Source organism: Aquabacter albus (assembly GCF_040049275.1).
In the GTDB taxonomy this organism is placed as follows: domain Bacteria; phylum Pseudomonadota; class Alphaproteobacteria; order Rhizobiales; family Xanthobacteraceae; genus Aquabacter.
The window spans coordinates 638,640-654,779 of sequence record NZ_JBDZDT010000002.1 but is presented as its reverse complement, the minus strand read 5'-3'; the positions used below and the strand labels follow the sequence as shown (position 1 = coordinate 654,779).

The window sequence follows — 16,140 nt, the reverse complement described above, 5'->3', positions numbered from 1 at the left end:
CTCAAACCGCCTTTTACGTCACCACGCGGGTGAACTGGCCGGCCTTGCGGAACCGCCAGAGATAGCTCGGCAGCACGCTGGAGAGGGACGCCGGCGCGATGCCCAGGCCCGGGAGCGTGCGCCCTTCGGCGGCAGCCGCATCGCTCACCACATTGTCCACCTTCAGCATGGCCACCTGGTCGCGGGTCAGCATGGGCTTCGGCAGCTTCTCCAGGAAGCGCGCCTGGAAATCGGCGAGGCCGAACGGCAGGTCCACGAGCATGCGCTTGGCACCGATCTCGTGGAGCATCATCTCCATCAGTTCCCGGAAGGTGCGCACTTCGGGGCCGCCCAGTTCATAGGTGGCACCGGCGGTCGCCTTGCCTTCCACCGCGCGCTGCACGGCGGCGGCGATGTCGCCCACGAACACCGGCTGGAAGCGGGTGTGCCCGCCGCCGATGAGCGGCAGCACCGGCGAGAAGCGCGAAAGCGCAGCGAAACGGTTGAAGAAGTCGTCTTCCGGCCCGAACACGATGGACGGGCGCATGATGATGGCGGAGGGCACCGCCGCGCGCGCGGCCTCTTCACCCTCGCCCTTGGTGCGGGCATAGGCCACCTCGGACGCCGGGTTGGCGCCGATGGCCGAGATATGAACGAGGGAGGCGCCCACTTGCGCTGCGGCGTTCGCGATGACGCGGGCGCCGAAGGCATGCACCGCCTCGAAGCTCTGCCGCCCGCCGGGGGCGAGGATGCCCACGAGGTTCACGATGCACTCGGAACCCTCGGCGGCGGCCATCACCGAATCGGGATAGCGCACATTGGCCTGCGTCACCTGGATCTGGCCCACATAGCCCAGCGGCTGGAGGAAGCCGGCAAGGTCCGGGCGCCGCACCGGCACGCGAATCCGATAGCCTCGCTTGGCGAGCGCGCGCACCACGTAGCGGCCCAGGAAACCCGAGCCGCCGAAGACGGTCACAAGGCTGTCGGTCACGGGCCGATCGGCCACCGCCACTTCGCTCATGCCTACTCCCTCGGTCTCTTGGGCGCGCGCGCCACCTTATATATGGTGGGAAGAGCCATACGTGAGCCACCGGCCTCGCGTCCAGGGAACACGGCGTCGCAAGGTACCTTTCACAGCCGGCGCAGTTGACGCGGGGCGCCCCCACCCGTATAAGCCCCGTCACTTCGCTGGCGGCTCGCCCTGCCGGCATAAACAGCCATTTACTGCTGCGCGGTCCCGCCCTTGGGCATCTCCGCGCGCGACAAGGGATAGAGGACGGCCTATGGCCAATACGCCCTCCGCCAAAAAGGCGGCGCGGAAAATCGAGCGTCGGACCGAAGTCAACCGGTCGCGCCGTTCGCGTGTGCGCACCTTCCTGCGCAAGTTCGACGATGCGATCGCCACCGGCGACGCCGCTGCCGCCACCGCCGCTTTCCAGGCCGCCGAGCCGGAGATCATGCGTGCGGTGACCAAGGGCGTGCTCCACAAGAACACCGCCTCCCGCAAGGTGTCTCGCCTCGCGAGCCAGCTGCGCAAGCTGAGCGCCTGAGCGCCAGCCTTTAAAGGCTTGATGAGTTTGAGAAGGGTCCGGCTCGCGCCGGGCCCTTTTCTGCGTTTTGGCCCTTGCGGGAGGCCCATTCACCCTACGGCAGCAGGCGTCTGGCGGACGCTTCCGCACCTTGCGGCCGATGAGAGTTGCAGATTGGCAACAGTGTGTGACGTTTCCGCCCGGCGATTCCCTGACAAAGCCGCCTGCACCACGGAAAAGCCGCTCGTCAAGTCCGTGAGCCAGCTTGAGCTTGAGGGGCTGGGGAAAAAAGCCCCTGAAGGCGAGCAAGAAAAAATGAGAAACTGGAACGGCTTAGAACCCAAGCTCGAAAACGGCTCGGGAGCGGTCTGGGATTTTGGTATCACAATACTTAAAGACAGAAGTCCTAGAAGTGTCATGCGCCGCCGCAGAGCCTTCGAATCTCACTGTCCCTTCAGAGGTTTGCCGGCTGAAGTAAAAGCGGCTTTGTATCAGCGACACAGTGCCTTTTCCCCCGCAATCCTGCCCCTCGGGGAAAGGCGTTGCACGCCCCCCATCCCCTGTGTATGTTCAATCTCACTTCGGGGGCTGACCCGGACTTCATCAACAGATTGAAGGTTTCACGACTCTTCGTGGGCAAGGGAGGGGTATGGCATGTGCGCTTTATTTACATACTCCCCTTCTGGCGCACGACCTCCGAGCGTGAGGTCACCTGAGTTTGCTGATATTGTTCTGTGCCTGAACTTGTAGTCGTTCGGGATCTCGCGTTTCAACCCATAAAAACCTTACTAACGACGGTCCGTGGACCAATAGGCTCACGGCAGGTGGGGCGGCTATGACTTGTTGTATCGGCGCCGAGATCAGTGCGCATATTTGCGATCCTCCCTCCTTACTGAGCGAGGATTTGGGCTCCGACAGCGAGGACGAGCGAGCGCCATCGAGGCCTTAAGGCCACGTGGCTAGGCTTCGTCGCCGGCCCTTCTGAAAATTCACCTTTCCTGCACGGAGACGCGCGCCTGCGTTGGCGCCGACGCCCGTGCGCTCCAAACAGGGAGCCGCCTCGCGCGGAAGACACCCTCATGTTGAAACCTGAAGCCGTGGACCTCGCCAAATTCGGACCCGCGATCGCCGGCGCCACTGCCGCGGACATCGGTGCCCAGCAATGGGAGCGGGTGCGGGCCCGGTTGCGTGAGGAAATCGGCGAGGATGTCTACTCCTCCTGGTTCGTCCGCCTGGAGTTGGACAAGGTCGGTCCCGACAGCGTCCACCTTTCGGTGCCCACGCGCTTCCTGAAGTCCTGGATCCAAGGCCATTACGTCGATCGCCTCGCCGACCTTTGGCGTGAAGAGACCGGCTCCCCCCGTAAGGTGGATGTGGCGGTGCGTTCCGCCGTGCTCCGCAGCCAGCCTTTGAAGGCCCGCGAGCCGCGTGCAGTGGTCGTGGAGCAGCCGGTGGAGCCGCGTCCGGCGCCCGCTCCGGCCGCCCCCGCCGCCTCCTCGGACGTCGCCGCCGGCTCTCCGCTCGACCCGCGCCTCACCTTCGAGAGCTTCGTGGTGGGCAAGTCCAACACGCTCGCCCATGCCGCCGCGCGGCAGGTGGCGGATGCGGCGCCCGGCGCCGGCCCCATCTTCAACCCGCTCTATCTCCATGCGGCGGTCGGCCTCGGCAAGACCCACCTGCTCCAGGCCGCCGCCTGGGCCGGTGCCGCCCGCGGCCGCCGCGTGGTCTATCTCACTGCCGAGCGCTTCATGTACGGCTTCGTCGCCGCGCTGAAGAGCCATGCGGCCATCGCCTTCAAGGATGCGCTGCGCAGCATCGACACGCTGCTCATCGACGACCTGCAATTCCTGACCGGCAAGAACATGCAGCAGGAATTCTGCCACACGCTCAATGCCTTGATGGATTCCGGCCGGCAGGTGATGGTGGCCGCCGACCGCCCGCCCTCCGAGCTGGACGCCCTCGACGACCGGGTGCGCTCGCGCCTCGCCGGCGGCCTCGTGGTGGAGCTGTTCCCGCTCGAGGAAGAGCTGCGCCACCAGATCCTGAAAGCCCGCTCGCAGGCGCTGGTCGAACAGCATCGCGGTTTCGCCGTGCCGCCGGCCGTCTTGGAGCTGATCGCCCGCAATGTGGGCCAGAGCGGCCGCGACCTCGACGGCGCCCTCAACAAGCTGCTGGCCTACAACAAGCTCACCGGTGAACCGGTGACCCTGGAGATGGCCGAGAACGCCATCCGGGATCTCGTGCGCCCGTCCGACCCCAAGCGGGTGCGGGTGGACGACATCCTGCGGGTGGTGGCGAAGCACTACAACGTCTCCCGCGCCGACCTCCTGTCGCAGCGCCGCACCGCCAACGTGGTGAAGCCGCGCCAGATCGCCATGTATCTGGCGAAGACCCTCACCTTGCGCTCGCTGCCCGAGATCGGCCGGCGCTTCGGCGGGCGCGACCACACCACCGTGCTCCATGCCGTGCGCAAGATCGACGGGCTGCTCGCTACCGACCGCGCGCTGGCCGAGGAGATCGAGGTGCTGAAGCGCCTCGTGAACGAGTAAAGCGGCGGTTCGGCCGCCCACCCACGGGATTTCACGGCCACGCACTTGCTTTGCGCCGACACCGGCGGCAATGTCGGCGCCCCCACGCTTCGCGGATGCGAGCATGCGGGCCGGGAGCGGCGTCCGCCGCACCGCGTCTAGATTTTCCCTGAGCGAAGGGTCACGGGTCCGGCCATGAAGGTCATCGTCGAACGCGCCGAGCTGCTCAAGTCGCTCAGCCATGTTCACCGCGTTGTCGAGCGCCGCAACACCATTCCGATCCTCGCCAACGTGCTGATGCGCGCCGGCGCGAACGGGCTTGAGCTCAAGGCCACCGACCTTGACCTGGAGGTGGTGGAGACCATGCCGGCGGAAGTGAGCCAGCCGGGTGCCACCACCGTGCCCGCCCATGTGCTCTACGACATCGTCCGCAAGCTGCCCGAGGGCGCGCAGGTGCAGCTCGAAGCCGGCGGCGACCGTGGCTCGCTCCTGGTGCGCGCCTCCCGCGCCCGCTTCACCCTCCAGACCCTGCCCGAGGCCGACTTCCCGGATCTCGCGGCCGGCGAATTCAGCCATTCCTTCAAGCTGAAGGCATCCGAATTCCGCCGCCTCGTGGACAAGACACAGTTCGCCATCTCCACGGAAGAGACCCGCTATTACCTGAACGGCATCTACCTGCACGTGGCGGAATCGAGCGGCCTTGGAAAGTCCGCCTTGCGCGCGGTCGCCACCGACGGCCACCGCCTCGCCCAGGCGGAGCTGGAGGCACCGGAAGGTGCGGCAGGCCTGCCCGGCGTCATCGTGCCCCGCAAGACGGTGGCCGAAGTGCAGAAGCTGCTGGAGGACAAGGACGCGGAAGTCACCGTCTCCCTCTCCCCCACCAAGGTCCGCGTGGCAGTGGGCGCCATCGTGCTCACCTCCAAGCTCATCGACGGCACCTTCCCGGACTATGGCCGCGTCATCCCGCAGGCCAATGACAAGACCCTGATGGTGGACAGGGCCGATTTCGCCGCTGCCGTGGACCGCGTCTCCACCGTGTCCTCCGAGCGCGGGCGGGCGGTGAAGCTCTCCTTGTCCGACGGGAAGCTCGTCCTCTCCGTCACCAATCCGGATTCCGGCAGCGCCACCGAGGAACTGGAGGTGGACTATGCCGCCGAGCCCCTCGATATCGGCTTCAACAGCCGCTATCTGCTGGACATCACCTCGCAGCTCGAAGGCGACACGGCGGAATTGAAGCTGGCCGATCCCGGCTCGCCGACCCTGGTGCGCGACAGCACGAAGACGGACGCGCTCTACGTGCTCATGCCCATGCGGGTGTGAGCGCCGCCGATCACATGACAGCGCCCGCCGCGCGGGTGCGGCGGCTGACCCTCACCCGCTTCCGCTCCTATCCCTTTGCGCAGATCAGCGTCGGCGACGGGCCTGTGGTGATCACCGGCCCGAACGGGGCCGGCAAGACCAATCTCTTGGAAGCCATCTCCTTCCTCTCGCCCGGGCGCGGCCTGCGCCGCGCGCGGCTGGAGGATGTGGCGAACACCGCCGGCGACGGCTCCTGGGCGGTGGCGGCGCAGATTGAAGGTGCCCTCGGCCCGGCCCAGCTCGGCACCGGCATCGATGCACGCTCCGATGCCACGGCAACCCGCCGCTGCCGTATCGACCAGGAGAGCGTCTCCTCCCCCGTCGCCTTCCTCGATCATCTCAAAGTGGTCTGGCTCACCCCCGAAATGGACGGCCTGTTCCTCGGCCCGCCTTCCGACCGCCGCCGCTTCCTCGACCGGCTGGTCCTGGCGGTGGATGCCGGGCACGGCACGCGGGTGAACGCGCTGGAGCGCGCCCTGCGCTCCCGCAACCGCCTGCTGGAGGAGAATGGTGACGCCCGCGTGCTCGACGCGCTGGAGCACGAACTGGCGGAGCTGGCCGTGGCGGTCGCCGCCGCGCGCCTTGAGACGGTCTCGCGCCTCTCCGCCGAGATCGCCGCCGCGCGCGATGACGCCTCGCCGTTCCCGTTTGCCGAAATCGCGCTGGACGGCGCCATCGAGCGCATGCTCGCCGCCAGGCCCGCTCTGGAGGTGGAGGACCGCTACCGCGCTTTGCTGCGCGACAACCGCCCGCGCGACCGGATGGCAGGGCGCACGCTGGAAGGCCCCCATCTGTGCGACCTTCTGGTCTCCCACGGGCCGAAGCAGTTGCCCGCCGCCCGCTGCTCCACGGGGGAGCAGAAATCACTCCTCATCGGCCTGTCCTTGTCCCATGCGCGCCTTGTCACGGCCATGCAGGCCATAGCGCCGGTGGTTCTGCTGGACGATGTGGTGGCCTATCTCGACACGGACCGCCGCGCCGGCCTGTTCCAGGCGCTGGCCCGCCTTGGCGCCCAGGTTTTCATGACCGGCGCGGACGAGACGGCTTTCGCGGCACTGGAAGGCGCCGAGCGGCTCTCCGTGCGACCCGGCGAGGTAACGCGGGTGGCATAGCGCAACCCCCGCCCTCAAAAGTAGAGACGGCAGCCGCGTGGGCACCTGAGAACATCTCTACTTACAGACTCACGTTTCCGCGAGTACCTCCAGCCAAGGTTCGTGTTTTGCCAAGGTGTGGCCGTGGTGCAACCCACCCTGCTGCGGTGCGTGCTACCGATGGATAAGGTGATTCGCTCTACACATCGGGGACCCATGGCCAGCGACAGACACAAGCCTGCCGAAATCAGCCGTCGTCTCCTCGTTTTCGGAGCTCCCCTCTTCCTCGCAGCCTGCCAGACGGACGGCACCACCCCGGCGCCGTCCTTGTCCATGTACGGGCCAGTGAACGGCGAGCCGTTCGCGGTGGAGGCCGTCGACACCACCGAGATCGACCCGCAATACCTGCGGCAGGTGGTGAACTATCCCGGCAAGTACCCGCCCGGCACCATCGTCGTGGATGTGGAGGACAAGTTCCTCTATTTCGTCCTGAAGGATGGAAAAGCCGTGCGCTACGGCGTGGGCGTGGGCAAGCAGGGCTATTCCTATCGCGGCTGGGCCACCATCAAGCGCAAGGAGAAGTGGCCGACCTGGACGCCGACGGCGAACATGATCCGCCTCCAGCCCCAGCGCTACGGCCCCTATGCCAGCGGCCTGCCGGGCGGCGAGGAGAACCCCCTCGGCCCCCGCGCGCTCTATTTGTATGACGGCGACCGGGACACCATGTTCCGCCTGCATGGCACCATCGAGCCCTGGAGCATCGGCACCCAGGTGTCTTCCGGCTGCATCCGCCTGCTGAACCAGGACATCATCGACCTTTACGAGCGCGTCCCGCTCGGCACCCGCGTCTATGTGATGTGAGGCGGCCGGCTTCGCGCCGGCCTCTCATCAACATGGACCGCATTCCAGTGCGCGATTGACGGCAGCTTATTATTTCCATATTTCTGGAAATATGGATTCATCTGAGATCATTCTCGCGCTTTCCGCCCTCGCGCAATCCACGCGGCTGGATGTCTTCCGCCGGCTGGTCAGGGCGGAGCCCGAAGGCTGCGCGGCCGGTGAAATCGCTGGCGCGCTCGACGTGCCGAACAACACGCTCTCCGCCCATCTCGCCATCCTGGCCCGCGCCGGCCTCGTGGACAGCGAACGGCGCGGACGCACCATCATCTACCGCGCGCGCATGGAGCGGGTCCGCGCACTGGTGCTGTTCCTGCTGAAGGATTGCTGCAACGGCGCGCCCGAGCTGTGCGCGCCGCTGATCGCGGACTTTTCCCCCTGCTGCCCGGCGCCTGCGGTGCCCGAATGACCCAGAGCCCCCTGCCCCAGCGCATCGCCGCGGAGGCCGCCGGAACCGCCATCCTGGTGGCAACGGTGGTCGGATCCGGCATCATGGCGGAGCGGCTCACCCCGGATGGGGCGGTGGCGCTGCTGGCGAACACACTGCCCACTGCGGCCATCCTCGTGGTGCTGGTGACAGTGCTCGGACCTATTTCCGGGGCCCATTTCAACCCAGCCGTTTCGCTCGCCTTCGCGCTCAAGGGCGAGCTGCCCCGGCGCGAAGCGATCCTCTACGCCCTGGGGCAAGTGCTCGGCGGCATTGCCGGCGTTTTGGCCGCCCATGTGATGTTCGACCTGGCGCCGCTCGCCGCCAGCGCCAGAGTGCGCACCGGGCCCGCCCAATGGTTCTCCGAATGGGTCGCGACCTTCGGCCTCCTCGCCACCATCCTGGCGGGACTGAAGGCAAGGCCGGCTGCGGTTCCCGCGCTGGTGGGCCTCTATATCGGCGCGGCCTATTGGTTCACCGCATCCACCTCTTTCGCCAACCCGGCGGTGACGATCGCACGCGCCCTGACGGACACCTTTTCCGGTATCCGGCCTTGGGACGCGCCGGCCTTCATCCTGGCCCAGCTCCTGGGCGCCGCCTGTGCGCTACCCGCCATGGCCTGGCTCCTGCGGCCAGCCAATGAACCCGACAACTGCCGTCCGCTGGAGAGGCTTCCATGACTGTCACCATCTATCACAACCCCGACTGCGGCACGTCCCGGAACACCTTGGGCCTGATCCGCAATGCCGGCATCGAGCCCGTGGTGGTGGAATATCTGCAGACACCGCCGAGCCGCGAGCGGCTGCGCGCGCTCATTGCCGCCGCCGGCCTGACCGCGCGCGGCGCCCTGCGGGAGAAGGGGACGCCCTATACGGAGCTCGGTCTCGACAATCCCTATCTGACCGAGGACCAGCTTCTCGACGCCATGATGGCGCACCCGATTCTCATCAACCGACCGTTTGTCGAGACGGAACGGGGCGTGCGCCTGTGCCGCCCTTCGGAGGTGGTGCTCGACATCCTTCCCGCCCCGCAACAAGGCGCCTTCACGAAGGAGGATGGCGAAGCCGTGGTCGACGCGTCCGGCCGCCGCGTGCGGTAAACGGCCCGTCGTCGACTGTCACATCCAGGTCATGTACCCTGTGGGAAGTGTCTCCCAAACGGCCTTCGGGCCGGTACTTTGGAGGGGCCAGTGACCGAATCCCAGGACATCGAGCCGTACAACGTGCTGTTCCTCTGCAATCACAATGCAGGGCGTTCGCTGATGGCCGAAGCCATCCTGAACCAGGACGGCCGTGGCCTTTTCCGTGCTTATTCGGCCGGGACGAACCCCACTGGCGCGGTCAACCCCGTCGCCCTCGAGACGCTGTCGGCGGAGGGGTATCCCATCGCCGGGCTGCGCTCGAAGAACGTCTCGGAATTCATCGGCCCCGGCACACCGGAATTGGATTTCATCTTCACGCTCTGCGACGAGGCGGCCGGCGAGCCGCTTCCCGACTGGGCGGACGAGCCCGTCACCGCCCATTGGGGCATCGAGGACCCATGCGTGGTCGAGGGCTCCCCCATGGACAAGGGACGCGCCTTCGAGACCACCTTCAAGTACCTCAAGAACCGCCTCCTGGCCTTCGCGGCCCTGCCGCTTGAGAAGCTCGACCACATTTCGCTTCACAGCCACCTCCAGGAGATCGGCCGCCTGGAAGGCGCGACCCAGCTCCGCGCTAAGGTCGGCTGAAGGCACGCCGCCCTGCACTGTCGTCATGTCCGGGCTCGGTCCGGGCATGACGGTTGATCTGTTCTCCCGCACTGGCCCGAAACCCCTCCCGTGTGAAGGGAGTGCTCTCCTGATCCCGTATTCGGCTCAGGGGTTGACCCTGCACGCGCATGCGCGCACACGTGAGGGATGGATTTCGGCACCCTCGCCTTCTTCGCGGGCATCCTGACTCTGGCTGCGATTTCGCCGGGCCCCGCCGTGGTGGCGATCGTTGCGCGGACCCTGGCGCGCGGGCGCGGTGGAGCCCCCGCCTTCATCGCCGCCTTGGCCCTCGGCGACATTCTGTGGCTCGCGGCGGCCTGCCTTGGCCTTGCCGCGCTCGCGGCCGCATTGGGCTCCCTGTTCTTCATCGTGCGCCTCGCCGGCGCCGCCTATCTGCTCTATCTCGCCTATCGCCTGTGGACAGCGGCGCCCAAGCCGCCGGACCTGGCAGTGGCCGCCCCCTCTGAGCGCAGCAACCTCGGGCTGTTTGGCGCCGGCCTTGCGGTGTCCATGGGCAACCCCAAGACGATGGCCTTCTATCTCGCGCTGCTGCCGACGCTGGTGGACCTCGAGCGCTTGTCCGTGCTGGGTTTCGTGGAGATGAGCGGGATCATCGCCGTGGTGATCACCCTCGTTTTCGCCGCCTATGTGATGGTCGCGGAGCGCGCGCGAGGCTTCGTCGCATCAACCCGCGCCATGCGCTGGCTGAACCGCACGTGCGGGGTGGCCATGGCCGGCGCCGCGATCACCGTCGCCACCAAATAACCGCGTCTTTGCGGTACAAAGAGTTCAACGCTTTCAACGATTCGAGACACCTCATGGTCGAACCCGTGCCCGCGGCATCCCCCAACGATTACGGCGCCCAGTCGATCCAGGTCCTGAAGGGCCTCGACGCGGTGCGCAAGCGCCCGGGCATGTATATCGGCGACACCGACGACGGCTCCGGCCTGCACCACATGGTCTATGAGGTGGTGGACAACGCCATCGACGAGGCCCTGGCCGGCTGGGCCCAGGAAGTCACCGTCACACTCAATGCCGACGGCTCGGTGACCGTGACCGATGACGGCCGCGGCATCCCCACCGACATCCACGCCGAGGAGGGCGTCTCCGCCGCCGAGGTCATCATGACCCAGCTCCATGCGGGCGGTAAGTTCAACCAGAACTCCTACAAGGTCTCCGGCGGCCTGCACGGGGTGGGCGTCTCGGTGGTGAACGCGCTCTCCACCACCCTGGACCTCACCATCTGGCGGGACGGCAAGGAGCATTTCATGCGCTTCCGCCACGGCGACGCGGAAGCGCCGCTCAAGGTGGTGGGCGATGCGCCGGCCGGCAAGCGCGGCACCAAAGTGACCTTCGTTCCGAGCCCGCAGACCTTCACCCACATCCAGTTCGACTACGCCACCCTCGAGCACCGGCTGCGGGAGCTGGCCTTCCTCAATTCCGGCGTGCACATCATCCTGACCGACGCGCGGGCCGGCGAGCCCAAGGTCGAGGACCTGATGTACGAAGGCGGCATCGAGGCGTTCGTGCGCTATCTCGACCGCTCCAAGCAGGCGCTCCTCACCAAGCCCGTGGTGATCCGCGCCGAGCGCGACGGCATCACCGTGGAAGCCGCTCTCTCGTGGAACGACGGCTACCACGAGAACGTGCTCTGCTTCACCAACAACATCCCCCAGCGCGACCGCGGCACCCATTTCACGGGCTTTGCCGCCGCTCTCACCCGGCAGGTGATGAGCTATGCGGAAAGCTCGGGCGTGACCAAGAAGGAGAAGGTCACCCTCACCGGCGAGGATTGCCGCGAGGGGCTAACCGCCGTGCTCTCCGTGAAGGTACCGGATCCGAAATTCTCCTCCCAGACTAAGGATAAGCTGGTCTCCTCCGAAGTTCGGCCGGTGGTGGAATCCCTGGTCGGCGAGGCGCTGAGCACCTGGCTTGAAGAGAACCCCACCGAAGCCAAAGCGGTGGTGGGCAAGGTGGCCGAGGCCGCTGCCGCCCGCGAGGCCGCGCGCCGCGCCCGCGACCTCACCCGCCGCAAGAACCCGCTGGATGTGGCCTCCCTGCCCGGCAAGCTCGCCGACTGCCAGGAGCGCGACCCCGCCAAGTCCGAACTGTTCATCGTCGAGGGCGATTCGGCCGGCGGCTCCGCCAAGCAGGGCCGCGACCGCGCCTTCCAGGCCGTGCTGCCGCTGCGCGGCAAGATCCTGAACGTGGAGCGGGCGCGGTTCGACAAGATGCTGTCGTCCGAGCAGATCGGCACGCTCATCATCGCGCTCGGCACCGGGATCGGCCGCGACGACTTCGACATTTCGAAGCTGCGCTACCACAAGATCATCATCATGACCGACGCGGACGTGGACGGCTCCCACATCCGCACTTTGTTGCTCACCTTCTTCTTCCGGCAGATGCCGGAGATCGTGGAGCACGGGCACCTCTACATCGCCCAGCCGCCGCTCTACAAAGTCATGCGCGGCAAGTCCGAGAGCTACCTCAAGAATGAGGGGGCGCTAGAGGACTACCTCATCACCGCCGGCCTCGACGATGCCGGCCTCTACCTCGCCTCAGGCGAAGTGCGCACCAGCGCGGACCTCGCCGCCGTGGTGGAGGTGAGCCGCCAGATGCGCGGCGCGCTGAACGGCCTGCATCCCCGCTACAACAAGGCGGTGGCGGAACAGGCGGCCCTCGCCGGGGCGCTGAAGCCGGGCATTCTGCACGAGCTCGATGACGCCGGCGCAGCCGCCCAGCGCGTCGCCGCGCGGCTCGACACGCTGGCGGAGGAGACCGAGCGCGGCTGGGTCGGCACCGCGGATGAGCTCGGCATGCGCTTCTCGCGCACCGTGCGCGGCGTCTTGGAGACGAGCCTGCTCGACGCGGCCTTCCTCGCGTCCCCCGAGGCCAAGCGCCTCGATACGCTAGCGACCGAGCTGGACGGCGTGTTCGACGGCGGCGCGAAGCTGCGCCGCAAGAGCGATGAGACGCATCTGTTCGGCGCGGTGGACCTGTTCGACGCCGTCACCGATGCCGGCCGCAAGGGCTTCAGCCTCCAACGCTACAAAGGCCTCGGCGAGATGAACCCCAGCCAGCTGTGGGAGACCACGCTCGACGTGAACGCCCGCTCGCTGCTCCAGGTGCGGGTGAAGGAGCTGGACGCGGCCGACGACCTGTTCAACCGCCTGATGGGCGACGTGGTGGAACCCCGCCGCGAGTTCATCCAGGAGAATGCGCTGAAGGCCAGCGTAGACGTCTGAGCGGGTCGCCGCTCGGGAATGCACGTTCCTTCTCCCCGATTGGTCTCCCTCTCCCGCTTGCGGGGGAGGGCTGGGGAGGGGGCACCTCAAGCATAGCGACGCATCCGAATCTGCGGCAAGCGCCTTTCCCCCTCCCTAACCCTCCCCCGCAAGCGGGAGAGGGAATCTTGCGGCAGTTCTCGTCGGGGAGGGGCGACGGTGTGCGTCGAGAAGGGCCTGGGACAAGCCCGGCCATGACGGATATCCTGATGGTATGTTCGCGCACGTGATGCCGTCCTGAGCCCGCGCCGGAGCCGCCTATGCTCTATGATTTCATCGTCATCGGCGGAGGGATCGTCGGGCTCGCCACGGCCATGCAGCTCAGCGAGCGCCGCCCCGGCGCCGGCATCCTGCTGCTGGAAAAGGAAGACACGCTCGCCCGGCACCAGACAGGCCACAATAGCGGCGTCATCCATGCGGGCATCTATTACGCCCCCGGCAGCTTCAAGGCGGAGCTGTGCCGGCGCGGGGCGGAGGCCACCAAGGCCTTCTGCGCCGCCCACGAGATCCCCTTCGAGGTGTGCGGCAAGACCATCGTCGCCACCAGCGATGCGGAGCGCACCCGCATGGATGCGCTCTATGAGCGGGCGCGCGCGAACAGCGTGCCCCTGGAGCGCCTGGACGCTGCCGAGCTGAAGCGCCGGGAGCCGCGCATCGCCGGCATCGCCGCTCTGTTCGCGCCCTCTACCGGCATCGTCGATTATCGCCGCGTCTGCGCGGCCATGGGGCGCGAGGTGCAGGCGGCCGGCGGGGTGATCCATCTCGGCACCAAGGTCACCGCCATCAAGGAAGGCCCCGAGGCGGTGGAAGTGGTGGCGGGCGCCACCGCCTATCGCGGCCGCAAGCTCATCGCCTGTGCCGGGCTCCAGTCGGACCGGCTGGCGCAGATGGCGGGGCTGAAGATCAACCACCGCATCATCCCGTTCCGGGGCGAATATTTCCGCCTGCCGCCGCGCCTCAACGATGTGGTGAAGACCCTGATCTACCCGGTACCGGACCCGGGGCTGCCCTTCCTCGGCATCCACCTCACCCGCATGATCGATGGCTCGGTTACCGTCGGCCCCAATGCGGTGCTCGGCATGGCGCGGGAGGGCTATCCCAAGCTCTCGCTCAACCCCGCCGACATGGCCTCCACCCTCTCCTTCCCCGGCTTCTGGCGCACCTTGCTCCAGCACCCCGGCGCCACCGTGAAGGAGCTGCGCAACTCCCTCCTCACCTCTGGCTATCTCGCCGAGTGCCGCAAATACTGCCCCGAGCTGGCGCTGGACGATCTCGGCCCCTGCGAGGCCGGCATCCGGGCGCAGGCCGTGCTCTCGGACGGCACGCTGGTCCATGATTTCCTGTTCCTGGAGACGCCGCGCATGCTGCATGTCTGCAACGCCCCCTCCCCCGCCGCCACCTCGGCCATCCCCATCGGCGCCATGATCGCCGACAAAGTGGTCTGACCGCCATGATGCGCCTGCTGCGGATCTACGGACGAGCCCTGGAGCTGCTGGGGCCGCAGGCGCGGCTCGGCGCCTTCCTTGCACTGGGCAACCTTGCTCTGGCGCTGGCCCAGTTCGCCGAGCCCATCTTGTTCGGCCGCATCGTCAATGCGCTCGCCGGGGCGCAGGGGCAAGGCACGACGCCGTCCTTTGACCAGCTCGCCCCGCTCCTGGGGGTCTGGGCCGCCTTCGGCCTGTTCTCCATCCTGGCCGGCGTCACCGTCTCGCTGCATGCGGACCGGCTCGCCCATCGCCGCCGGCTGGGCGTGCTCACGGAATATTTCGAGCACGTCCTCCAGCTCCCCCTCTCCTTCCATGGCGAGACCCATTCTGGGCGGCTGCTGAAGATCATGCTCCAGGGCACGGACGCGCTCTGGGGCCTGTGGCTCTCCTTCTTCCGCGAGGATTGCGCGGCCATCGTCGCGCTCGTGGTGCTGGTGCCGGTGGGCATCTGGATCAACTGGCGGCTCGGCCTGGTGCTGATCGTGCTGGTGTTCGCCTTCGCCATCATCACCGCCTATGTGCTCCGCCGCACCGAGGCCATGCAGCAGGCCGTGGAGAGCCACCGCTCCAGTCTCGCCGAGCACGCCACGGACGCGCTGGGCAACGTGGCGCTGATCCAGAGCTACACCCGCATCGAGACGGAGGTGAGCGACCTGCGCAACACCGCCACCCAGCTGCTGGCGGCGCAGATCCCCGTGCTCTCCTGGTGGGCCCTCGTCTCCATGGCCACCAAGGCCGCCACCACGCTGACCATCCTCGTCATCCTCATCATCGGCACGTGGCTGCACTTGCACGGCCTCGCGGATATCGGCGAGATCGTCACCTATGTGGGCTTCGCCACCATGCTCATCGGCCGGCTCGACCACACGGTGGGCTTCGTCAACCGCCTGGTCCTCAGCGCGCCGACGCTCGCGGAATTCTTCGAGGTGATGGACACGGAAGGCCAGGTGCGCGACCGGCCCGGCGCGAAGGACCTCGGCCCGGTGAAGGGCGACGTGGCCTTCGAGGACGTTTCCTTTTCCTATGACGGCAAGCGCTCCGCCCTCGCCGACGTCACCTTCCGCGCGGCGCCGGGGCAGACGCTGGCGCTGGTGGGCTCCACGGGCGCCGGCAAGTCCACGGCGCTTGCGCTGCTGCACCGGGTGTTCGACCCGCAGTCCGGCCGCATCACCGTGGACGGCATGGACATCCGCGACGCCACCCTCTCCTCCTTGCGCCGGCAGATCGGCGTGGTGTTCCAGGAGGCGCTGCTGTTCAACCGCTCCATCGAGGACAATCTGCGGGTGGGCAAACCGGACGCGACCGAGGCGGAGATGCGGCTCGCGCTGGAGCGCGCCCAGGCGCTGGAGCTGGTGGAGAACCGCCCCGAAGGCCTCAAGGCGAACGTGGGCGAGCGCGGCCGGGCGCTCTCCGGCGGCGAGCGCCAGCGCCTCGCCATCGCCCGCGCGCTGCTGAAGGACCCGCCCATATTGATCCTCGACGAGGCCACAAGCGCGCTGGACGCCGCCACCGAGGCGAAGGTGCAGGCGGCGCTGGACGAGGTGATGAAGGGCCGCACCACCTTCGTCATCGCCCACCGGCTCGCCACCGTGAGGGGGGCCGACCGCATCCTGGTGTTCGAGCGCGGGCGGGTGGCGGAAGAAGGCTCGTTCGAGGAATTGGTGGCCCTGGGCGGCCGTTTCGCGGCCCTTGCACGGGCGCAATTCCTAGTGGAAGCGCCCCGCCCGCCAAGGCCGATCGTGGAGACCTGACCTTGGGCTATACCGGCGCTCAAGCTCGGCATCGCCTTAAATAACTACCGTCATGGCC

Annotated in this window: 14 protein-coding genes; 13 read left to right on the top strand and 1 reads right to left on the bottom strand. The window is 67.4% G+C overall.

All coding sequences use genetic code 11. From position 1 onward, the window contains the following. Nucleotides 1–13: 13 nt before the first annotated feature. Nucleotides 14–1,000, bottom strand: a complete 987-nt coding sequence (locus ABLE91_RS06180; RefSeq protein ID WP_348929414.1) for a complex I NDUFA9 subunit family protein — start codon at nucleotides 998–1,000, stop codon at nucleotides 14–16. Between the two features lie 262 nt (nucleotides 1,001–1,262). Between ABLE91_RS06180 and rpsT the strand changes: the two genes are divergently transcribed. The 13 genes from rpsT (at nucleotide 1,263) to ABLE91_RS06115 (ending at nucleotide 16,082) form a co-directional block, all read left to right on the top strand. Next, complete coding sequence (gene rpsT / locus ABLE91_RS06175; RefSeq protein WP_348929411.1) at nucleotides 1,263–1,529, top strand: 30S ribosomal protein S20; 267 nt, start codon at nucleotides 1,263–1,265, stop codon at nucleotides 1,527–1,529. A 1,058-nt stretch (nucleotides 1,530–2,587) separates the two neighbouring features. Then, nucleotides 2,588–4,057: a chromosomal replication initiator protein DnaA gene (gene dnaA / locus ABLE91_RS06170; RefSeq protein ID WP_348929410.1), complete on the top strand. Its 1,470-nt coding sequence runs from the start codon at nucleotides 2,588–2,590 to the stop codon at nucleotides 4,055–4,057. Between the two features lie 174 nt (nucleotides 4,058–4,231). Continuing rightward, the gene (gene dnaN / locus ABLE91_RS06165) at nucleotides 4,232–5,356 is read left to right on the top strand and encodes a DNA polymerase III subunit beta (RefSeq protein WP_348929408.1); all 1,125 of its coding nucleotides are present in this window, start codon (nucleotides 4,232–4,234) and stop codon (nucleotides 5,354–5,356) included. Nucleotides 5,357–5,370: 14 nt separating this feature from the next. Next, on the top strand, nucleotides 5,371–6,507 hold the full coding sequence (gene recF, locus ABLE91_RS06160) for a DNA replication/repair protein RecF (RefSeq protein WP_348929406.1): 1,137 nt from the start codon (nucleotides 5,371–5,373) through the stop codon (nucleotides 6,505–6,507). A 195-nt stretch (nucleotides 6,508–6,702) separates the two neighbouring features. Further along, on the top strand, nucleotides 6,703–7,347 hold the full coding sequence (locus ABLE91_RS06155) for a L,D-transpeptidase (protein ID WP_348929403.1): 645 nt from the start codon (nucleotides 6,703–6,705) through the stop codon (nucleotides 7,345–7,347). Between the two features lie 91 nt (nucleotides 7,348–7,438). Continuing rightward, nucleotides 7,439–7,792 carry an ArsR/SmtB family transcription factor gene (locus ABLE91_RS06150; protein WP_348929400.1) on the top strand — a complete coding sequence of 118 codons (354 nt, stop codon included), beginning with the start codon at nucleotides 7,439–7,441 and terminating at the stop codon, nucleotides 7,790–7,792. Next, complete coding sequence (locus tag ABLE91_RS06145; protein ID WP_348929398.1) at nucleotides 7,789–8,490, top strand: aquaporin; 702 nt, start codon at nucleotides 7,789–7,791, stop codon at nucleotides 8,488–8,490. Before ABLE91_RS06150 ends, ABLE91_RS06145 begins: the two co-directional genes overlap by 4 nt. Further along, on the top strand, nucleotides 8,487–8,909 hold the full coding sequence (arsC, locus tag ABLE91_RS06140) for an arsenate reductase (glutaredoxin) (protein ID WP_348929395.1): 423 nt from the start codon (nucleotides 8,487–8,489) through the stop codon (nucleotides 8,907–8,909). The genes ABLE91_RS06145 and arsC overlap by 4 nt, the downstream gene beginning before the upstream one ends. 90 nt (nucleotides 8,910–8,999) lie before the next feature. Beyond that, nucleotides 9,000–9,539, top strand: a complete 540-nt coding sequence (locus ABLE91_RS06135; RefSeq protein ID WP_348929392.1) for an arsenate reductase ArsC — start codon at nucleotides 9,000–9,002, stop codon at nucleotides 9,537–9,539. A 168-nt stretch (nucleotides 9,540–9,707) separates the two neighbouring features. Continuing rightward, nucleotides 9,708–10,325: a LysE family translocator gene (locus ABLE91_RS06130; RefSeq protein ID WP_348929390.1), complete on the top strand. Its 618-nt coding sequence runs from the start codon at nucleotides 9,708–9,710 to the stop codon at nucleotides 10,323–10,325. Nucleotides 10,326–10,378: 53 nt separating this feature from the next. Next, nucleotides 10,379–12,805 (top strand): DNA topoisomerase (ATP-hydrolyzing) subunit B, encoded by a 2,427-nt coding sequence (gene gyrB / locus ABLE91_RS06125; RefSeq protein WP_348929388.1) that lies wholly within the window; start codon nucleotides 10,379–10,381, stop codon nucleotides 12,803–12,805. A 299-nt stretch (nucleotides 12,806–13,104) separates the two neighbouring features. Beyond that, nucleotides 13,105–14,289, top strand: a complete 1,185-nt coding sequence (lhgD, locus tag ABLE91_RS06120; protein ID WP_348929385.1) for an L-2-hydroxyglutarate dehydrogenase — start codon at nucleotides 13,105–13,107, stop codon at nucleotides 14,287–14,289. A gap of 8 nt (nucleotides 14,290–14,297) precedes the next feature. Continuing rightward, nucleotides 14,298–16,082, top strand: coding sequence for a glucan ABC transporter ATP-binding protein/ permease (locus ABLE91_RS06115; protein ID WP_348929611.1), 1,785 nt, complete (start codon nucleotides 14,298–14,300; stop codon nucleotides 16,080–16,082). Nucleotides 16,083–16,140 lie beyond the last annotated feature (58 nt).

Coding starts and splice junctions, on each gene's coding strand:
- ABLE91_RS06180 (WP_348929414.1), bottom strand. CDS start 1,000: ATGAGCGAAGTGGCGGTGGCCGATCGGCCCGTGACCGACAGCCTTGTG.
- rpsT (WP_348929411.1), top strand. CDS start 1,263: ATGGCCAATACGCCCTCCGCCAAAAAGGCGGCGCGGAAAATCGAGCGT.
- dnaA (WP_348929410.1), top strand. CDS start 2,588: ATGTTGAAACCTGAAGCCGTGGACCTCGCCAAATTCGGACCCGCGATC.
- dnaN (WP_348929408.1), top strand. CDS start 4,232: ATGAAGGTCATCGTCGAACGCGCCGAGCTGCTCAAGTCGCTCAGCCAT.
- recF (WP_348929406.1), top strand. CDS start 5,371: ATGACAGCGCCCGCCGCGCGGGTGCGGCGGCTGACCCTCACCCGCTTC.
- ABLE91_RS06155 (WP_348929403.1), top strand. CDS start 6,703: ATGGCCAGCGACAGACACAAGCCTGCCGAAATCAGCCGTCGTCTCCTC.
- ABLE91_RS06150 (WP_348929400.1), top strand. CDS start 7,439: ATGGATTCATCTGAGATCATTCTCGCGCTTTCCGCCCTCGCGCAATCC.
- ABLE91_RS06145 (WP_348929398.1), top strand. CDS start 7,789: ATGACCCAGAGCCCCCTGCCCCAGCGCATCGCCGCGGAGGCCGCCGGA.
- arsC (WP_348929395.1), top strand. CDS start 8,487: ATGACTGTCACCATCTATCACAACCCCGACTGCGGCACGTCCCGGAAC.
- ABLE91_RS06130 (WP_348929390.1), top strand. CDS start 9,708: ATGGATTTCGGCACCCTCGCCTTCTTCGCGGGCATCCTGACTCTGGCT.
- gyrB (WP_348929388.1), top strand. CDS start 10,379: ATGGTCGAACCCGTGCCCGCGGCATCCCCCAACGATTACGGCGCCCAG.
- lhgD (WP_348929385.1), top strand. CDS start 13,105: ATGCTCTATGATTTCATCGTCATCGGCGGAGGGATCGTCGGGCTCGCC.
- ABLE91_RS06115 (WP_348929611.1), top strand. CDS start 14,298: ATGCGCCTGCTGCGGATCTACGGACGAGCCCTGGAGCTGCTGGGGCCG.